Source organism: Sphingomonas changnyeongensis, assembly GCF_009913435.1.
GTDB classification, from domain to species: Bacteria; Pseudomonadota; Alphaproteobacteria; order Sphingomonadales; family Sphingomonadaceae; genus Sphingomonas_B; species Sphingomonas_B changnyeongensis.
Map to the genome: position 1 here is coordinate 826,820 of NZ_CP047895.1, position 17,893 is coordinate 844,712.

General features: G+C 68.9%; 17 protein-coding genes. 4 read left to right on the top strand and 13 right to left on the bottom strand.

Features of this window, described 5'->3' with window-relative positions:
- Positions 1–91: 91 nt before the first annotated feature.
- The 9 genes from GVO57_RS04255 to GVO57_RS04295 all read right to left on the bottom strand — a co-directional run bounded on the left by GVO57_RS04255 (position 92) and on the right by GVO57_RS04295 (position 10,890).
- Entirely contained in the window at positions 92–2,143 is a 2,052-nt protein-coding gene (locus tag GVO57_RS04255; protein WP_160592120.1) for a 3-hydroxyacyl-CoA dehydrogenase NAD-binding domain-containing protein, read from the bottom strand.
- Positions 2,144–2,178: 35 nt separating this feature from the next.
- On the bottom strand, positions 2,179–2,982 hold the full coding sequence (locus GVO57_RS04260; protein ID WP_160592121.1) for an SDR family NAD(P)-dependent oxidoreductase: 804 nt from the start codon (positions 2,980–2,982) through the stop codon (positions 2,179–2,181).
- The gene (locus GVO57_RS04265) at positions 2,979–3,746 is read right to left on the bottom strand and encodes a glucose 1-dehydrogenase (protein ID WP_407695722.1); all 768 of its coding nucleotides are present in this window, start codon (positions 3,744–3,746) and stop codon (positions 2,979–2,981) included. The genes GVO57_RS04260 and GVO57_RS04265 overlap by 4 nt, the downstream gene beginning before the upstream one ends.
- Positions 3,747–3,800: 54 nt before the next feature.
- On the bottom strand, positions 3,801–4,868 hold the full coding sequence (locus tag GVO57_RS04270; RefSeq protein ID WP_201752688.1) for a phosphotransferase family protein: 1,068 nt from the start codon (positions 4,866–4,868) through the stop codon (positions 3,801–3,803).
- Positions 4,865–5,953, bottom strand: a complete 1,089-nt coding sequence (locus tag GVO57_RS04275; protein ID WP_160592123.1) for a Zn-dependent alcohol dehydrogenase — start codon at positions 5,951–5,953, stop codon at positions 4,865–4,867. Before GVO57_RS04275 ends, GVO57_RS04270 begins: the two co-directional genes overlap by 4 nt.
- Positions 5,950–7,248, bottom strand: coding sequence for an acyl-CoA dehydrogenase family protein (locus GVO57_RS04280; RefSeq protein WP_160592124.1), 1,299 nt, complete (start codon positions 7,246–7,248; stop codon positions 5,950–5,952). The genes GVO57_RS04275 and GVO57_RS04280 overlap by 4 nt, the downstream gene beginning before the upstream one ends.
- Before the next feature lie 69 nt (positions 7,249–7,317).
- Positions 7,318–8,748 carry an MFS transporter gene (locus GVO57_RS04285; protein WP_160592125.1) on the bottom strand — a complete coding sequence of 477 codons (1,431 nt, stop codon included), beginning with the start codon at positions 8,746–8,748 and terminating at the stop codon, positions 7,318–7,320.
- Positions 8,745–9,578 carry an SDR family NAD(P)-dependent oxidoreductase gene (locus GVO57_RS04290; protein ID WP_160592126.1) on the bottom strand — a complete coding sequence of 278 codons (834 nt, stop codon included), beginning with the start codon at positions 9,576–9,578 and terminating at the stop codon, positions 8,745–8,747. The genes GVO57_RS04285 and GVO57_RS04290 overlap by 4 nt, the downstream gene beginning before the upstream one ends.
- A 1-nt stretch (position 9,579) precedes the next feature.
- A complete protein-coding gene (locus GVO57_RS04295; RefSeq protein WP_160592127.1) occupies positions 9,580–10,890 on the bottom strand; it encodes a spinster family MFS transporter in 1,311 nt (436 codons plus the stop codon).
- A 92-nt stretch (positions 10,891–10,982) separates the two neighbouring features.
- Here GVO57_RS04295 and GVO57_RS04300 point away from each other — a divergent pair, with 92 nt between their 5' ends.
- Complete coding sequence (locus tag GVO57_RS04300; RefSeq protein ID WP_160592128.1) at positions 10,983–12,125, top strand: acyl-CoA dehydrogenase family protein; 1,143 nt, start codon at positions 10,983–10,985, stop codon at positions 12,123–12,125.
- Positions 12,126–12,158: 33 nt separating this feature from the next.
- A complete protein-coding gene (locus GVO57_RS04305; protein WP_160592129.1) occupies positions 12,159–12,950 on the top strand; it encodes an SDR family oxidoreductase in 792 nt (263 codons plus the stop codon).
- A gap of 81 nt (positions 12,951–13,031) precedes the next feature.
- Here GVO57_RS04305 and GVO57_RS04310 read toward each other — a convergent pair whose 3' ends face one another.
- Together GVO57_RS04310 and GVO57_RS04315 are read right to left on the bottom strand one after the other, a co-directional pair.
- Entirely contained in the window at positions 13,032–13,415 is a 384-nt protein-coding gene (locus GVO57_RS04310) for a PaaI family thioesterase (RefSeq protein WP_160592130.1), read from the bottom strand.
- Entirely contained in the window at positions 13,412–13,846 is a 435-nt protein-coding gene (locus tag GVO57_RS04315) for a PaaI family thioesterase (protein WP_160592131.1), read from the bottom strand. The genes GVO57_RS04310 and GVO57_RS04315 overlap by 4 nt, the downstream gene beginning before the upstream one ends.
- Before the next feature lie 109 nt (positions 13,847–13,955).
- Here GVO57_RS04315 and GVO57_RS04320 point away from each other — a divergent pair, with 109 nt between their 5' ends.
- The gene (locus GVO57_RS04320; protein ID WP_160592132.1) at positions 13,956–15,491 is read left to right on the top strand and encodes an acyl-CoA synthetase; all 1,536 of its coding nucleotides are present in this window, start codon (positions 13,956–13,958) and stop codon (positions 15,489–15,491) included.
- Positions 15,488–16,303: a crotonase/enoyl-CoA hydratase family protein gene (locus tag GVO57_RS04325; RefSeq protein ID WP_160592133.1), complete on the top strand. Its 816-nt coding sequence runs from the start codon at positions 15,488–15,490 to the stop codon at positions 16,301–16,303. Before GVO57_RS04320 ends, GVO57_RS04325 begins: the two co-directional genes overlap by 4 nt.
- Before the next feature lie 70 nt (positions 16,304–16,373).
- On the opposite strand, the gene queE is transcribed toward GVO57_RS04325, so the two are convergent.
- Together queE and GVO57_RS04335 are read right to left on the bottom strand one after the other, a co-directional pair.
- Entirely contained in the window at positions 16,374–17,006 is a 633-nt protein-coding gene (gene queE, locus GVO57_RS04330; protein WP_160592134.1) for a 7-carboxy-7-deazaguanine synthase, read from the bottom strand.
- Between the two features lie 10 nt (positions 17,007–17,016).
- Positions 17,017–17,892: an MICOS complex subunit MIC60 gene (locus GVO57_RS04335; RefSeq protein ID WP_160592135.1), complete on the bottom strand. Its 876-nt coding sequence runs from the start codon at positions 17,890–17,892 to the stop codon at positions 17,017–17,019.
- Position 17,893 lies beyond the last annotated feature (1 nt).

Sequence of the window (17,893 nt, forward strand, 5' to 3'; positions counted from 1 at the left end):
GCAGGACAATGCCCGGAGCGGCACCCGCTGCGGAAGCGCGGGTGACGCCTCGTCACCCCGGTCAGGCGACCGGGGCGACGCGCGCAGGCGATCAGGCCGGGCGGGTGAACCGCCCCTTGGCCGCCGCCTTGTCCTTGAGCAGCGTGGACAGGCGGAACTCCGGCCCGAACGCGGCCAGATGCTTTTCAAGCCCGGCCAGGATCTTGTCCGCGCCTTCCAGGTCGGCCCAGAACATCGGGCCGCCGCGATAGACCGGCCAGCCATAGCCATAGATCCACACGACATCGATGTCGGACGCGCGCTGGGCGATCCCTTCCTCAAGGATCAGCGCGCCTTCATTGACCATCGGATAGATGGTGCGCTCGATGATTTCGGCATCGCTGATCTCGCGCTTCGCCGTCCCCGCCTGGGCGGCGAAGGCGTCGAGGATCTCCTGCACCTCGGCGCTCGGCGACGGGCGGCGATTTTCGTCGTAATCGTAAAAGCCCTTGCCGGTCTTCTGGCCCCAGCGGCCCTTGGCGCACAGCGCGTCGCGGACATTCTCGATCCGCGACGGATCGCGGTGCCAGCCGATATCGACGCCGGCCAGATCCGACATCTGGAACGGGCCCATCGGCATGCCGAAATCGACATGGACCTTGTCGATCTGGGCGGGCGTCGCGCCTTCCATCAGCAGCTTCATCGCCTCGATCTGGCGCGGCTTGAGCATGCGGTTGCCGATGAACCCGTCGCACACGCCGGCGACCACGGCGACCTTGCCGATCTTCTTGGCGACCGCCATCGCGGTGGCGAGCACATCGGGCGCGGTCTCGGCGCCGCGCACGACCTCGAGCAGCTTCATGACATTGGCCGGCGAGAAGAAATGCAGGCCCAGCACATCGCCCGCGCGGCCCGTCGCCGTCGCGATCTCGTTCACGTCGAGATAGGAGGTGTTGGACGCGAGGATCGCACCCGGCTTGGCAATGCGGTCAAGCTTGCCGAACACGTCCTTCTTGACGTCCATATTCTCGAACACGGCTTCGATGATCAGGTCGCAATCGGCCAGATCTTCAAGCGTCAGCGACGGGGTCAGCAGGCCCATCATCGCCTCGACCTGTTCGGGCTTGAACCGGCCCTTGGCCGCCGAGGCGTCGTAGTTCTTTCGGATCACGCCGACGCCGCGGTCGAGCGCGTCCTGCGCCTGTTCGACGATGGTCACCGGAATGCCGGCCTGGAGGAAGTTCATCGCGATGCCGCCGCCCATCGTGCCGGCCCCGATCACGCCGACCTTGGCGACCGGGCGCAGCGCGATGTCTTCGGCGATGCCGTCGATCTTGGCGGCCTGGCGCTCGGCAAAGAAGATGTGCCGCATCGCCGCCGACTGGCTGCCGAACATCAGCTTCATGAACTCCTGCCGCTCAAAGGCGATGCCGTCGTCAAACGGCTTTTCGACCGCTGCGCGCACACAGGCGAGATTGGCGGCCGGCGCGTCGAAGCCCTTGAACTTCTTCGCATTCTGCGCCGCGAATGTGTCGATGAACGCCGGATCGCCCTTGACCGGCAGGTCGCGGCTGCGGCGCGGCGCGGTGCCGATCTTGGTGCGCGCAAAGGCAATCGCATCGTCGAGCAGCCGGTCCTCGCCGGCGATCTGGTCGACCAGCCCGACTTCGGCGGCCTTTTTCGCGCTGATCGGGTTGCCGGTCGCGCACATTTCGGCGGCCAGTTCGACCCCGGCGACGCGCGGCAGGCGCTGCGTGCCGCCCGCACCCGGCAGCAGCCCGAGCTTCACTTCAGGGACGCCGAGCTTGGCCGACGGCACCGCGACGCGCCAGTGACAGGCCAGCGCGGTTTCCAGCCCGCCGCCCAGCGCCGTGCCATGGATCGCGGCGACCACCGGCTTGGCGCTCGCTTCGATGCGGTCGATCAGCTGCGGCAGCAGCGGCTCGACCGGCGGCTTGCCGAATTCGGTGATGTCGGCGCCCGCAAAGAAGGTGCGGCCTTCGCAGCGGATGACCGCCGCCTGGATGGCGTCGTTCGATTCAAGCTCGGTGATCGCGGCATCCAGCCCGACGCGCACGGCCGCGCCCAGCGCGTTCACCGGCGGGTTGTTGGACGTGATGATCAGGATCCCGTCACGGATCTCGGTGGAAATCGGGGATGTCATTGCTCTCTCCTTAAAGGCTGTTCTGGATCGGGGGGTCAGGCCGCGGTGCGGCCGGTTTCCTGGCGGGTGACCGGGTGCGAACTGGACAGCCCGCCATCGACGACGATCGCCTGGCCGTTGACATAGCTGGCCTCGTCGGACGCGAGGAACAGCGCGGTCGCCGCAATCTCGTCGGGCTGGCCGGCGCGGCGCAGCGGGTTGAGGCGGCCGATCCGGTCGGTCACGCCCTTTTCGGCGGCATGGTCGAACGCGCGCTGGGTCATGCCGGTCTGGATCAGCCCGGGGCAGATCGCGTTCACCCGCACATTGGTGGCCGACAGCTGCTGTGCCGCCGTCTGCGCAAGGTTGATGACCGCGGCCTTCGACGCCGAATAGGCCGGGCAGCCCGCGCCCGAGCGCAGTCCGGCGACGCTTGCCGTCAGGATGATCGATCCGCGCCCCTGCTTCATGATGCGCGGGGCCGCGTGCTTGATGATCAGATAGGGGCCGATCAGATTGACCTGCAGGATCTGCTGCCAGTCCTCGACGCTGTGATCGAAAATGCCGGTCAGCCCGCCCGAAATGCCGGCATTGGCAAAGGCGATGTCGAGCGCGCCGAACGTATCGACGGCGGTTTCGACCAGGCGGACGACATCAGCCTCCAGCCCCGCATCCATCTCCAGCGCGACCGCGCCGCCCCCGGCAAGCGCCGCCGTTTCATGGACGGCATCGCTGCGGTCGCCGAGCACCAGCCGCGCACCTTCGGCGGCGAAACGCAGCGCCGTCGCCCGGCCGATGCCCGATCCGGCACCGGTGATGATCGCCACCCGCCCGGCCAGCCGGCCCGTTGCGCTGCTCATATCGTCTGCCCTCCGTCGATCACCAGCGTCTGGCCGGTGGTGAAGCTGCCCGCGGCCGAGGCCAGGAACACCGCCGCGCCGGCAATCTCGTCCGGCTCGCCGATGCGCTTCAGCGCCGCGCCTTCGGTCGAACGGCGCAGCGTGTCGGCATCCTCCCACAAGGCGCGGGCGAAATCGGTGCGGATCAGCCCCGGCGCGATGCAGTTGACGCGCACATTGTCGCCGCCGAACTCGCGCGCCAGGTTGCGCGCCAGCGCCATGTCGGCGGCCTTGGAAATGCCATAGGCGCCGATCACCGGCGTGCCGCGCAGGCCGGCGATCGAGGAAATGATGATGATCGCGCCGTCGCGCCGCGCCCGCATGCCCGGCGCGACCATGCCGATCAGCCAGTGATTGGCGATGACGTTGTTTTCCAGGATCTTGCGGAACTGGTCGTCGGCCATGCCGGCCATCGGCCCGTAATAGGGGTTGGAGGCGGCGTTGCACACCAGAATGTCGACCGGGCCGAGCTGCCGCTCGGTCTCGGCGACCAGATGGGCGAGCGCGTCCTTGTCGGAAATGTTGGCCGGCACCGCGATCGCGGCCCCCGGATGATCGGCGTTGATCTCTGCAGCGGCGGCGTCGCAGGCCTCGGCCTTGCGGCTGGAAATCACGACGCGGGCACCGGCCGCCGCCATCGCCCTGGCCGTCGCCTTGCCGATGCCGCGCGACGATCCGGTGATGATGGCGACCTTGCCGGTCAGGTCGAACAGGCTGGCCACGATGATCGGTGCTCCCTGATGATGCCGTTGTTGGGCGGGGTTGGTGCGTGCGCCGCCTCAGGCCGCGCCGGCGGCGGCGGCGAAATGCCAGGCGGCGGCGGCCAGCGCCGGCACCCGGGCGGCCGTCGCCTCTGCCTGGGGCGAGGAGGCGGTGCCGTCGACGATGCGCTTCTTGATTCCCTGCACGATGCCGGTGAGGCGGAACAGGTTATAGGCGAAATACCAGTTCAGCTCCGGCAGCCCGTCGCGCCCGGTGCGGGCGCAGTAACGCGCCACCGCCTCGTCGAGCGTCGGGATGCCGAGCGCCGGCAGGTCCAGCCCCTTGATCCCCGACCGGCCTTCCGGCTCGGTCACCCAGTTCATCAGCAGATAGGAGAAATCGGCCAGCGGATCGCCAAGCGTCGACAGCTCCCAGTCGAGCACCGCCACCACGCGCGGCTGGGCGGCGTCGAAGATCATGTTGTCGATCCGGTAGTCGCCATGCACGATCGACACCCGGTCCTGCACCGGCATCGTGCGCGGCAGCCAGTCGATCAGCCGGTCCATCTCCGGGATCGTTTCGGTTTCCGACGCCCGGTACTGCTTGGTCCAGCGCGCGACCTGGCGTTCGAAATAATTGCCCGGCTTGCCATAATCGCCAAGCCCGATCGCGGCGGGATTGAGCGCGTGCAGATCGGCAAGCGTGTCGATCATCGCGTGATAAAGGCCGCGCCGCTCATCGGGTGTGCAGCCGGGCAGCGACCCGTCCCACAGATTGCGGCCTTCAGCGAGGCCCATCACGTAGAACATCGATCCGATCACGTCCGGATCGGTGCACAGGCCATAAGGCCGGGCGACCGGAAAGCCCGCCGGATGCAGCGCCGCGATCACCCGATATTCGCGGTCGACCGCATGGGCCGAGGGCAGCAGCGGCCCGAATGGCTGGCGGCGCAGCACATAGGCGGTGCCCGGCGTGTCGATCCGGTAGGTCGGGTTCGACTGGCCGCCCTTGAACCGCGACAGGGTGATCGGGCCGACAAAGCCCGCGACATTGGCCTTACACCACGCGGTCAGCCGCGCTTCGTCCAGCCGGTCCTTTTCCGGCACCGCCATGGTGCCGACCATCGTTTCGTCCGCGCCGCTCATTGGTAGACGACCACCGAACGCGTCGCATCGCCCTGGCGCAGCCGGTCGAACGCATGGTTGATGTCGGCAAGCGGCACACGCTCGGCGATGATCGAATCAAGGTCGAGCATGCCGCGCATGTAGAAATCGACCAGCCGGGGAATATCGACCGGAAAGCGGTTGTCGCCCATCAGCGCGCCCTGCAGCTTCTTGGAGCCGAGCAGGTCCATCGCCGACAGCCCGACCTTGTGGTCGAGCGGCATCATGCCAAGGATCGTCGCCGTCCCGCCCCGGCGCAGCAGCTTGACCGCAAGGTCGCCCGAGGCCGGGCGGCCGACCGCCTCGATCGCATGATGGACGCCGCCCCGGGTCAGCTCGATCACCGTGCCGGCGGTGCCGTCGGCCGACGGATCGAAGCTGTCGGTCGCGCCCAGCTTTTCGGCGAGCGCGCGCTTTTCGGGCACCGGGTCAAGCGCGATGATCCGGCCTGCGCCCGCGATCCGCGCGGCATTGACCGCCGCCAGCCCGATCCCGCCACAGCCGATCACCGCCACGGTTTCGCCGGGCGTCAGCCGGGCGGCGTTGAACACCGCGCCCGCCCCCGTCGTCACCGCACAGCCGATCACACAGGCGCGGTCGAGCGGCATGTCGGGGTTGATCGCGACACAGGCATGCTCATGGACGAGCATCTGTTCGGCATAGGCCGACAGGTTGAGCATCTGATTGACCACCGATCCGTCCGCGGTCAGCGTCAGGCGCGGCGGCTCGCCCTTGCCGCGCCGCGTCGCCGCGCCCAGGCACAGCGACAGCCGCCCGGTCACGCAGAACTCGCATTCGCCGCAATAGGCCGACAGGCAGGTGATGACCGCATCGCCGGGGCGGAGCGCGCGGACCTCGCTGCCGACCTGTTCGACGATCCCCGCCGCCTCATGCCCCGGAATGCAGGGCATGGCATGCGGATAGGCACCGTCGACGAAATGCAGGTCCGACCGGCACACGCCGGTCGCGGCGGTGCGGATCAGCACCTCGTGCGGGCCGGGCTTGGAGACCGTCACATCCTCGATGCGCAGCTCCGAGCGCGGCTCGAACAGGATCGCGGCCTTCACCGCGCGACCCCGAGATCGCCCGAGCTGAACTGCCGCCGCGCGGCGTCGATCGCCTCGCGCCCGCCATATTTGCCGAACTCCAGCCGCGCGATCGACCGGTTATGGACCTCGTCCGGCCCGTCGGCGAGGCGCAGCGTGCGGATGCCCGCATACATTTTGGCCAGCCCCGGATCCTCGGACACGCCCGCGCCGCCAAAGGCCTGGATCGCATCGTCGATCACCTTGAGCGCGACGCGCGGCGCCGCGACCTTGATCATCGCGATTTCGGCCTGCGCCGCCTTGTTGCCGGCCTTGTCCATCATGTCGGCGGCCTTCAGGCACAACAGCCGCGTCATTTCGATGTCGATGCGCGCTTCGGCGACGCGCTGTTCCCAGACGCTGTGTTCGGCGATCACCTTGCCGAAGGCGACGCGCGACAGCAGCCGCCGGCACATCTTCTCCAGCGCTTCCTCCGCCGCGCCGATGGTGCGCATGCAATGATGGATGCGGCCCGGCCCCAGCCGGCCCTGCGCGATCTCGAACCCGCGCCCTTCGCCGAGCAGCATGTTCTCGGCGGGCACGCGCACGTCCTTGAGCTCGATCTCCATATGGCCGTGCGGCGCATCGTCATAGCCGAACACCGGCAGGTGGCGCAGGATCGTCACCCCCGGCGCGTCGAGCGGCATCAGCAGCATCGACTGCTGCGAATGGCGGGCGGCGCTGAAATCGGTCTTGCCCATGACGATCGCGATCTTGCAGCGCGGATCGCCCGCGCCGCTCGACCACCATTTGCGGCCATTGAGCACATAATGATCGCCGTCGCGTTCGATCCGCGTCTCGATGTTGGTCGCATCCGACGAGGCGACGGCCGGCTCGGTCATCAGAAAGGCCGAACGGATCTCGCCCTCCATCAGCGGCTTCAGCCACTGGTCCTTCTGCGCGCGGGTGCCGTAACGGTGGAGCACCTCCATATTGCCGGTGTCGGGTGCTGAGCAGTTGAACACCTCCGACGCCCAGCCGATCCGGCCCATTTCCTCGGCGCACAGCGCATATTCGAGATTGGTCAGCCCCGGCCCTTCGAACGCGAAGCTGTCATCGACATGCGGCCGCCCGGCGCTCGGCGGCATGAACAGGTTCCAGATGCCCTGCGCCTTGGCCTTTTGCTTTGCATCCTCGATCGTCTGCAGCACCTTCCAGCGGTCGCCCTCATGCTGCTCGGCATGGTAATCGGGGTCGCGCGGGCGGACGTTCGCCTCGATGAAGTCGCGCACCCGGTCGCGCCAGTAACGCTGGCGTTCGGTCAGGTCGAAATCCATGTCCCTCTCCTTGGTCAGGGTCTGTTCTAAAGGGCGATCAGCGCCGCTTTCCAGTCCAAAAAATGGCGGTTAACCGCCATGTTGGCCGGTCTGCCGCGCTGCCGCTACGGCAAGCTTGGCGAGCCGCGCCTCATGTTCGGCGCGCCCGATCGGGAAGGCGCGGGCGAACAGGCTGCTCGCCACCGCAAAGACGATGGTGATGCCCGCATAGCCGAGCGTCAGCCGGTCGAGCACCGCATCCGGCACCTGGCCGATTCCCGCCCGCGCCGGAAAGCCCGACAGGCTGACGATCTGCCCGGCAAGGAAGATGCCCAGCCCCGTCGTGCATTTCTGGACGAAGAAGAAGCCGGCATAGAACAGCCCCTCGTCGCGCCGGCCGGTGCGTTCCTCCGCCGCCTCGACCAGATCGGCGACCATCGATGAAATCAGGATCATCGTCGCCACGCCCGCCCCGGTGCCCGCTATCGCCAGCAGCAGGAACAGCGGCGCCAGCGCCGGATCGCCGGGGGCCGGGAACAGCCCGGCCAGCCGCAGCCAATAGGGCGCGGTGCCCGCCGCCGCCGCCAGCAGCACCAGCAGCCCGCCCGCGCCCTTCTTGCCCAGCCGGCGGGCCAGCGGCGTCACCGTGAGGAACGCGCCGACCACGCCGATGAACAGGCACACCGAATAGGCAAGCAGGCCGCCGCGCCCGAACTGCCAGACATAGGGCAGCAGATAATTGGTCAGCGCGAACATCATCCCCTGATTGGCAAAGGCGAACAGCCCCATGCCCATCAGGATCAGGAAGGCGCGGTTCGACAGCGCATGGGCGATCCCCCGCAGCTCGCCGCCAAGGCTGTGGCGCGGGGCGGCATTGGCGGGCATCCGCGCATAGGCGCGGTGGGTGCCGAGCGCGGAGACCAGCACCGACATCGCCATCGCCGCCGCGCCGACCGCGCCGAACAGCGCAAACCCGCCCGCGGTGAAGCCGCCGCCCGGCCCGGGGGTGAGCAGCACGCCATAAGCGAGCATCAGCATCGCCAGCCCCGCGCCCCAGCCGAACAGGAAACGGTAGCGGATGACGGCGGTGCGTTCATGATAGTCGCGCGTCATTTCGGGGACGAGCGCTGCGGCCGGTACCTCATTGGCCGACACGCTTGCCCGCACCAGCACGGCGACCGCGAACAGGTGCAGCACCATCGTCTCCGCGCTGAGCGCCGGGGGGTTCCACAGCAGCAGCCAGCTCAGCCCGATCGGCAGCGCCGAGCCATAGAGCCAGGGATGGCGGCGGCCGATCCGGCTGCGCGTGCTGTCGCTGAGCACGCCGATCACCGGGTCGATCAGCCCGTCGATGATGAGCGCGCACAGCAGCACCAGCCCGACCTGATCGGCCGGCAGGCCCAGCACCTGATTGTAAAAGACGAGCAGGAAGACCGAAAAGCCGTTGTCCTTGATGCCATAGGCGATGGACCCGATGCCGATCGCAAGCCGCGCCCGGGTCGGGACCTCGGCGCCGCTCATTTGGCCGCGATCACCGCCAGCGCGTCGAACAGGCCCGGCGTGTCCGGATCCCAGCTGTGCCGCGGCCCGACCGACAGCCCGCCATCGACCAGCAGGTCGGTGCCGGTGATGAACGACGCATCGTCGCTGAGCAGGAAGCAGACGGCGGCGGCAATGTCTTCCGCGCGGCCGGCACGGCGGATCGGCTGGGCGTTCGACGCGGCCTGGGCGATCATCGCGTTTGCGGTGTCGCGCACGGTGCCGGTCAGCTCCATCGCGCTGGCAAAGATGTTGGTGGTGATGAAGCCCGGCAGCACGGCGTTCACGCGGATGCGGTGGCGGGCAAGGTCTGCGGCCGCCATCCGGGTCAGATGGCGCACGCCTGCCTTGGCGACCGAATAGGCGGTGGGCGCAGCCCCCGCCGCCAGCGCGGCGACGCTGGCTGTGTTGACGATCGCCCCGCCGCCAAGCGCGGTCATCGCCGGCGCGGCATGGCGGATGCCCAGCGCGACCGACGACAGCAGCAGCGCCATCGTCCGGTCCCAGCCGGCAAGATCGATCTCGTCGATCGGCGCGCGCAGCCCGCCGGCCCCGGCATTGTTGAACAGCAGGTGCGGCCCGCCCAGTTCCTGCGCCGCGGCGACCAGCGCGACGATGTCGGCCTCGGCGGTCACGTCGGTCGGGCGGAAATGGATGCGCCCGCCGCCCTCGGCCGCCAGCGCCGCACCGCCTTCTGCATCGATGTCGCCCATCACCACGGTCGCGCCCTCGGCCGCCAGCCGCAGCGCCGTCGCGCGGCCGATGCCCGATGCGCCCCCGGTCACGATCGCGACCTTGCCCTCAAACCGCATGTCAGTCTCCCGTCCTGCCGGCGGCGTCGGCCCCGGCCTCAATCTGTTTCAGGATCTGGCCGGCGCGCCAGTAATGCCAGATCGGCCAGGGGGTGATCGCGGCCATGGTGAGCAGCGCATAGCGCAGCGATTCCGTGCCGAAATATGGCCGGTAAAGATCGCTGAGCGCGCCGGTGACCGCCGGGCCGAGCCCCAGCCCGATCAGGTTGATGACCAGCAGCGTGATCGCCGCCCACATCGCGCGCAGCCGGATCGGGGCCAGCCCCTGGATCAGCGCAAAGCTCGGGCCGAGATAGCTCGACTGGAGCAGCACCGACACCGCCTGGGCGGCGACCGCGACCGGAAAGCTGGGCGCGAGGTAGACGAGCGCCATGAACGGCATCGCCGCGGTCTTGAGGATCGCGACCAGCCAGCTTTGCACATGCTGGCCCGCCTTGCGTGCCCAGCGGTCGGCGATCATTCCGCCGCCCACCCCGGAGATCGTGCCGACAATGGCGACCAGCGGGCCGAGCACCAGCCCAACGGTCGCCGTGTCGAGATTGTAGGAGCGGATGTAATAGGTCAGCCCGAACGAGGTCAGCGCATAGCCGACCAGCGAGGTGAGGGTGACGCCCATCACCAGATGGCGCGCCGCCGGATTGGCCCAGATGGTCGTAAACCCCTCACCCAGCGGCGGCTGGGTGGTCGAGGTGATGCGCGCCGGTTCCGACAGGCCGCGCCGCGGCTCGACCACCAGCAGCCGGACGATGACTGCAAGCGCCAGCCCCGGCAGGCCGACCGCCATGATCGCCGTGCGCCAGCCATATTGGTGCGCCAGCCAGCCGCCGAGGATCGTGCCGAACCCGCCGCCCAGCACCACGCCCGAGGCATAGATGGCCATCGCCCCGGCGCGCCGGTCGGGCGGGTAGAGATCGGCGATCATCGAATGGCTGGGCGGGCTGGACCCGGCCTCGCCGATCCCGACGCCGATCCGCGCGGCGAGCAATTGCGCATAATTCTGCGCCAGCCCGCACAAAGCGGTGAACAGGCTCCACACCGCCAGCGACACCGCGACGATGTTGCGCCGGTTGCCGCGATCGGCGAGCCGCGCGACCGGAATGCCGAGCGTTGCGTAGAACAGCGCAAAGGCAAAGCCCGCGACCAGCCCGAGCTGCAGATCGGTCAGGTCGAGGTCGCGGCGGATCGGCTCCATCAGGATCGCGAGGATCTGCCGGTCCATATAGGAGAAGAAATAGGTCAGGGTCAGCAGCCCAAGGGTCAGGCCGCGCCGCCTCAGCGCCCGCTCATCGGCTGATTCCATGTCCGTCCTCATCCTGCGGCGCTCCTTTTTGGGCGTCCGGCGTGCAAGCTGGACTTGACGGACACGTAAGGTCAACCCGATTGAATGCGGAAAAGGAGAGGAAAATGGCCCTGGACGCGGAGACTTTCGAAGCGCTTGTGGAGAATGTCCGTCGTTACGTAGCGGAAAGGCTGCGGCCGATCGAAGCGCAGGTCGAAGAGGATGATTCGATCCCCGATGCGGTGCTCGACGAGATGAAGGCGATGGGCCTTTACGGCCTGTCGATCGCCCCCGAATATGGCGGCCTTGGCCTGTCCATGGCCGAGGAAGTGCGCATCGCGTTCGAGCTGGGGCGCACCACCCCGGCCTTCCGCTCGGCGTTCGGCACCAATGTCGGCATCGGCAGCCAGGGGCTGGTGATGGCCGGCACCGAAGCGCAAAAGGCGCGCTATCTGCCGCTGATCGCGAGCGGCGAGCTGATTACCAGCTTTGCGCTGACCGAGCCCGAGGCGGGATCCGACGGCGCATCGGTGCGCACCCGCGCGGTGCGCGACGGCGATGTCTACCGGCTGACCGGGTCCAAGCGCTACATCACCAACGCCAACAAGGCCGGGCTGTTCACCGTCATGGCCCGCACCGGCGGCGAGGGGGCGGGCGGCGTGTCGGCCTTTCTGGTGCCGCGCGACCTGCCCGGCCTGTCGGTCGGCACGCCCGAACGCAAGATGGGCCAGAAGGGCGCGCATATCTGCGACGTGCATTTCGACGATGTGCCGGTGCCGGCGGAAAACTTGCTGGGCGCCGAGGGCGAAGGCTTCAAGATCGCGATGCGCGTGCTCGATCGCGGGCGGCTGCACATCGCCGGCGTCTGTGTCGGCGTTGCCGAGCGGCTGATCGCCGACTGTGTCGGCTATGCCACCACGCGGCGGCAGTTCGGCCAGCCGATCTCGAACTTCCAGCTCGTCCAGGCGATGATCGCCGATTCCAAGACCGAGGCGCTTGCCGCCCGCGCGCTCGTTCTCGATGCCGCCGCCGCCAAGGACCGGGGCGAGGCGGTGACGATGGAGGCCGCCGCCGCCAAATATTTCGCCAGCGAGATGGTCGGCCGCGTCGCCGACCGGGCGGTGCAGATCTATGGCGGTGCCGGCTATCTCGCCGATTACGGGATCGAGCGGCTCTACCGCGACGTGCGGCTGTTCCGCATCTACGAGGGCACCAGCCAGATCCAGCAGATCGTCATCGCGCGCGAGACGATCCGGCGCGGCGGCTGACCGTCGCCGCCAATATTTCAGGAGAGGATCATCATGGACATCGCATCTTTCTTCCGCCTCGACGGGCGCGTCGCGCTGGTCACCGGCGGGTCGCGCAACATCGGCCGCTGGATCGCCCAAGGCTTTATCGCGCAGGGGGCCAAGGTCTATATCTCGGCGCGCCGGGCCGAGGACTGCTTTGCCACCGCAGAGGAACTGGGGCCGAACTGCATCGCGCTGCCGCAGGACGTGTCGACCGTCGCCGGCTGCCAGGCGCTCGCCGCGCAGCTTGCCGAGCATGAAAGCCGGCTCGACATTCTGGTCAACAATGCCGGCACCGCCTGGGGCGAGGCGTTCGAGACCTTCCCCGAAAAGGGCTGGGACAAGGTGATGGATCTGAACGTCAAATCGCCCTTCTTCCTCACCCAGGCGCTCTATCCGATGCTCAAGGCGGCGGGCGCGGCCGGGCAGCCGGCCAAGGTCATCAACATCACCTCGATCGACGGCCAGCGCCTCAACCCCTGGGAAACCTACAGCTACCAGACGTCGAAGGCGGCGCTCATCTATCTGACCAAGCGGATGGCGGCGCGGCTGGTTGCCGACAACATCAACGTCACCTCGCTGGCGCCGGGCGCGTTCCCGTCGCAGATGAACCGCGCCGCGCGCGACCATGGCGACGAAGTTGCCCGCGCCATCCCCGCGCGCCGGATCGGCATTCCCGAGGACATGGCGGCCGCCGCGCTCTATCTGGCCGCGCGCTCGGGCGACTATGTGATCGGCGAGACGCTGACCGTCGACGGCGGGCTGGTGAGCGCGTCGTGCGGCGTCAGCATCGACGCCGACTGATCCGCGCCATGGCCGGGAAAATGCCCTGCGCCGCCTTGCGCACAGCCATGGCCCCCGGCCGGCGGGGCTGCGGCGCGGCGATCAGTCGCGCCGCAGCAGCATGTTCATCCGCGCGGCCGCGATCGGCCGCGTGCGATCATCCTGCCAGGCATGGGCGACGACATTGGCGATGCGCGTTCCCAGCCGTTCAACCGTGCCGAGCGCGAAGGTTTCGACCTCGCGCCCGCCGCGCATGAAATCGACCGTCACCGTCACCGGCTTGATGCGCGGGCGGTCGGCATCGGCAAAGGCGGCGTGAAGTGCGGCAAAGGCGGCCATTTCCAGCAGCCCGCCAATGGCGCCGCCGTGCAGGAATCCCGGCCGCCCGGCAACGCCGTGATGATAGGGCATGGCAAGGACGGGCGCGCCCCCTTCCAGGCCCGCGATCCGCAGCTCCAGCAGCTCGGCATAAGGCGGCAGCTTCATGGCAGGTCCGTGAACATATAGGTGCCCGCGACATGGGCGATGGGATCGTCCGGGTCGCCGTCATGCGCCTGGCCGCGCACAAAGGCGATGCTGCGCGTCAGCCGATAGCATTCGCCGCGGCCGATCACCGCGCGGCCGGGCGTTGCCGGGCGCAGATAATCGATCCGGAGGTCAAGTGTCGCCTGGGCGCGGAACTGGTCCTGGCGGATCCAGATCGCCATGCTGGTCGCCATGTCCATCAGCGCCAGGATCGGGCCGGAGGCGAGCACGCCGCTGTCCGGATCGCCGACCAGCGCGTCGCGATAGTCGATGGCCAGTTCCGCCCAGTCCGGGCCATGGCCGACATAGCGCAGCCCGATCAGCCCGCCATGCGCGCGGCTGGCCAGGGTGCGCACGAAACGTTCGGGGTCGAAGCGCGTGTCGAACGGCATGGACCCCGCTTAAGCTGGCTTGACGCGGACGGCAATGCCGCACGCCGCCGCAACCGCATCAGAACAAACGGCATAACGACATCATAACGACAATGGAGAGAGACGCCCCATGCACCCCGCCCGCCATGCCCTGACCCAACCCGACAAACCGGCGCTGATCATGGCCGAGACCGGCGAGACGCTGAGCTTTGCCGAGCTTGACGCCCGTTCGAACCGCGCCGCCCAGCTCTACCGGGCGCGCGGCTGCCGCCGCGGCGACGTGGTCGCCCTGTTCCTTGAAAATCATCTCCGCTACCTCGAACTGGCCTGGGGCGCGCAGCGTGCCGGCCTGTTCTTCGTCTGCGTGTCGAGCAAGCTGACCCCGGCCGAGGTCGATTACATCCTGACCGACAGCGGCGCGCGGCTGCTGATCACCCAGGCCAGCCTCGCGCGCACGGCGGCCGCGCTGACGGTCGCCGGGATCGACCGGCTGGTGCTCGACGGCGATGTGCCGGGCTTTGAGGATGCCGAGGCCGCGCTGGCGCTGATGCCGCCCGAGCCGATCGAGGACGAAAGCGCCGGCGTCGACATGCTCTATTCGTCCGGCACCACCGGCCGGCCCAAGGGAATCAAGGTCGCGCTGCCCGATCCGCCGGAAATCGACGCGCCCAACACGCTGATGCTGCTCGCCCAGGGGCTGTACGGGATGAATGCCGACAGCATCTATCTGTGCCCGGCGCCGCTCTATCACGCCGCCCCCCTGCGCTGGACGATGACCGCCCAGCGGCTGGGCGGCACCGCGGTCGTCATGGCCCATTTCGATCCCGAGGCGGCGCTCGCCGCGATCCAGCGCTACAAGGTCACCCACGGCCAGTTCGTGCCGACCCATTTCGTGCGCATGCTGAAACTGCCCGAGGCGGTGCGGCGCGGCTATGACACCTCGTCGCTCAAGGTCGCCTTCCACGCCGCCGCGCCCTGCCCGGTGCCGGTCAAGCAGGCGATGCTCGACTGGTGGGGGCCGGTGATCCACGAATATTATGCCGGCTCCGAAGGCAATGGCATGACCGCGATCGGCCCGGTCGACTGGCTGGCGCATCCCGGTTCGGTCGGCCGCGCCGTCCACGGCATCGCGCATATCTGCGACGAGGACGGCAATGTGCTGCCGCCGCGCGAGACCGGGATGGTCTATTTCGAAAGCCCGACCAGCTTTGAATATCACAACGATCCCGAAAAGACCGCGCAGACGCGCAACCGCCATGGCTGGTCGACGCTGGGCGATGTCGGCTGGATGGACGAGGACGGGTTCCTCTATCTGACCGACCGGGCGAGCTTCATGATCATTTCGGGCGGGGTGAACATCTATCCGCAGGAGATCGAGAACCATCTCGTCACCCACCCGTCGGTCGGCGATGTGGCGGTGATCGGCGGGCCGCATGACGAAATGGGCGAAGAGGTGATCGCGGTCATCGAACCCGCGCCGGGGGTTGCGCCCGGACTGGAGCTGGCCGAGGAGCTGACCCGCTTCTGCCGGGCCGCCCTGTCGGGGGTGAAGACGCCGCGCCGGTTCGACTTTGTCGACGAACTGCCGCGCCACCCGACCGGCAAGCTCTACAAGCGCCTGTTGCGCGACCGCTATTGGGGCAAGACCGAAACGAGGATCGTATGACCGCAGCACCGACCGATGAAGACCGGGTGACGATCGCCTTTGACGGCGGCGTCGCCGATGTCCGGCTCAACCGGCCCGACAAGCTCAACGCGCTCGATCCGGCGATGTTCGCCGGGATCGAGGCCGCACTTGCCCGGCTGGCGGCGATGCCCGGCCTGCGCGCGGTCGTGCTGTCGGGCGAGGGGCGGGCGTTCTGCGCGGGCCTCGACATGGCGAGCATGGCCTCGGGCGGGGCGAGCGCGGCGCTGGGCGGCGGGGCCGACCTCACCCAGCGCACGCACGGCCCCGCGAACATCTTCCAGCATGTCGCCTGGGGCTGGCGCGCGCTGCCGGTGCCGGTGATCGCGGCGGTGTCGGGCATCGCCTTTGGCGGCGGCTGCCAGATCATGTCGGGGGCCGATATCCGCATCGCCCGCCCCGATGCGCGGCTGTCGATCATGGAAATGAAATGGGGGCTGGTGCCCGACATGGCGGGCATCGCGCTGTGGCGCACGCTGGTGCGCGACGATGTGCTGCGCGAACTGACCTATACGGCGCGCGAGTTTTCAGGCGCCGAGGGCCAGACGCTCGGCTTCGTCACCCGGCTTGCCGATGATCCCCATGCCGAGGCGATGGCGCTGGCGCGGGCGATCGCGGCGCGCAACCCCGAAGCGATGCGCGCCGCCAAGCGGCTCTATAACGCCGCCGCCGGCGATCCTGAACCGCTGCTGGTCGCCGAAAGCGTCGAGCAGGCGGGGGTCATCCGCCGCCCCAACCAGGTCGAGGCGGTGATGGCCAATATGCAGAAGCGCGCGCCGGTGTTCGCCGACTGACGCGCTGGGGGACGGCCGGTGCGCGCACCGGCCGTCCCGCCGATCCGATGCACACGGATCGCAAACCGGTCTAGCGGATGCCCAGCTGCTTGTGGGTCTGGACCGACAGCCGCCAGCGCGGATGATCGAGGCAATAGGCGATCGCCGCGCGGGTGTTGGCGGCGACGTCCGGCCCGTCCATCGGCTGGAGTAGGAAATGCCGGAAATCGAGGCCCGCGAACCGGTCGGGCAGGGCATCGGCCTGGGGATAGACCAGCTTCAGCTCGTCGCCCGACGTGACCGCCAGCGTGGCTGTGGATTTGGGGCTGACGCACAGCCAGTCGATGCCCGGCGGGGGCGCGATGGTGCCGTTGGTTTCGACCGCGATCTCGAAACCATGCGCGTGCAGCGCGTCGATCAGCGGCGGATCGAGCTGAAGCAACGGCTCGCCGCCGGTCATCACCACCAGCCGCTGGCCGCCATCGCCGCCCCATGCGGCGGCAACGGCATCGGCAAGCGCCGCCGCATCGGCAAAGCGCCCGCCGCCATCGCCATCGGTGCCGACAAAATCGGTGTCGCAGAAGCGGCAGATGGCGCTGGCCCGGTCGGCCTCCCGCCCGCTCCACAGGTTGCAGCCGGCAAAGCGGCAGAACACGGCCGCGCGCCCGGCATTCCGGCCCTCGCCCTGCAACGTGTAGAACAGTTCCTTGACCGCATAGGCCATGTGCGCGGCCTTAGCGGGCGGGGGTCGGTTCGGGCAGCAGCGGCGGCGGCGTCGCCGGGCCGCGCGGCTGCAGGATCGCACTCGTTTCCAGAATGTCGAGCGCCTGGCGCGTGCGGACATAGCGCCGCGCGGCGGCGAGCCAGTTCCCGGCCTCGTTGTGGCCGGGCAGGCGGATGATTTCGACCATCGCCTTGTCCACCTGGCCACCGGCAAGCAGGCGGCGGGCATGGCGCAGCCGTTCGGCCGGGCCTGTCGAGGGCGTGCCGGCCTTGCGGATGACGATCAGCCCGCCCAGCTCGCGGCGCAGCGCCGTCCACCAGCCCTCGCTGTCAACGCCGCTGGTCAGCGCTGGCGCAAGATCGTCCAGCCCCAGCTGCAGGTCTTCAAGCGTGACCGGCTGGCGCGCGGCGTCGATCACCAGCGCCACCGCCTGGGGCTGGGCCGCGCCAAAGCGTGTGCGCAGCTCGGCCTCGATATAGCCAAGCCCCAGCCCCCGGTCGATCGCGCGGCGGGCGGCAAAGGCGATCAGCAGCCCTTCGGCACGGGCGGCATTGGCCCCGGCGGCATTGGCGCGTTCGGCGACCCGGTCGATGCGCAGTTCGATCTCGCTCACCCGCCCGTCCAGCGAGGCGGCAAGCGCGGGGGCGAGCGCCGGAGCGGCTGAGGCGGGGGGCGCGGCAACAGGCTGGACCTGGACTGGCGCCGTGGCGCCTGGCGGCGGCCCGGTTTCGATCGCCAGCATGTCGCGCAGCGCCGGCCAGCTGCTCAGCGCCCAGACGGCCAGCGCCAGCCCGCCCAGAAAGGCGACCATGCCGATCAGAAACGCGCCGGACCGGCGCGGCACCGGGCGCGGCCCGCCATCGAGTGAATCGAACCCGTTGGTCATG

What these genes read in the sequence shown, in the direction of transcription:
- GVO57_RS04290 (WP_160592126.1), bottom strand. Translation starts at nt 9,578, where the DNA reads ATGCGGTTTGAGGGCAAGGTCGCGATCGTGACCGGGGGCGCATCGGGC.
- queE (WP_160592134.1), bottom strand. Translation starts at nt 17,006, where the DNA reads ATGGCCTATGCGGTCAAGGAACTGTTCTACACGTTGCAGGGCGAGGGC.
- GVO57_RS04255 (WP_160592120.1), bottom strand. Translation starts at nt 2,143, where the DNA reads ATGACATCCCCGATTTCCACCGAGATCCGTGACGGGATCCTGATCATC.
- GVO57_RS04280 (WP_160592124.1), bottom strand. Translation starts at nt 7,248, where the DNA reads ATGGATTTCGACCTGACCGAACGCCAGCGTTACTGGCGCGACCGGGTG.
- GVO57_RS04260 (WP_160592121.1), bottom strand. Translation starts at nt 2,982, where the DNA reads ATGAGCAGCGCAACGGGCCGGCTGGCCGGGCGGGTGGCGATCATCACC.
- GVO57_RS04285 (WP_160592125.1), bottom strand. Translation starts at nt 8,748, where the DNA reads ATGAGCGGCGCCGAGGTCCCGACCCGGGCGCGGCTTGCGATCGGCATC.
- GVO57_RS04295 (WP_160592127.1), bottom strand. Translation starts at nt 10,890, where the DNA reads ATGAGGACGGACATGGAATCAGCCGATGAGCGGGCGCTGAGGCGGCGC.
- GVO57_RS04320 (WP_160592132.1), top strand. Translation starts at nt 13,956, where the DNA reads ATGCACCCCGCCCGCCATGCCCTGACCCAACCCGACAAACCGGCGCTG.
- GVO57_RS04270 (WP_201752688.1), bottom strand. Translation starts at nt 4,868, where the DNA reads ATGAGCGGCGCGGACGAAACGATGGTCGGCACCATGGCGGTGCCGGAA.
- GVO57_RS04325 (WP_160592133.1), top strand. Translation starts at nt 15,488, where the DNA reads ATGACCGCAGCACCGACCGATGAAGACCGGGTGACGATCGCCTTTGAC.
- GVO57_RS04315 (WP_160592131.1), bottom strand. Translation starts at nt 13,846, where the DNA reads ATGCCGTTCGACACGCGCTTCGACCCCGAACGTTTCGTGCGCACCCTG.
- GVO57_RS04310 (WP_160592130.1), bottom strand. Translation starts at nt 13,415, where the DNA reads ATGAAGCTGCCGCCTTATGCCGAGCTGCTGGAGCTGCGGATCGCGGGC.
- GVO57_RS04300 (WP_160592128.1), top strand. Translation starts at nt 10,983, where the DNA reads ATGGCCCTGGACGCGGAGACTTTCGAAGCGCTTGTGGAGAATGTCCGT.
- GVO57_RS04305 (WP_160592129.1), top strand. Translation starts at nt 12,159, where the DNA reads ATGGACATCGCATCTTTCTTCCGCCTCGACGGGCGCGTCGCGCTGGTC.
- GVO57_RS04335 (WP_160592135.1), bottom strand. Translation starts at nt 17,892, where the DNA reads ATGACCAACGGGTTCGATTCACTCGATGGCGGGCCGCGCCCGGTGCCG.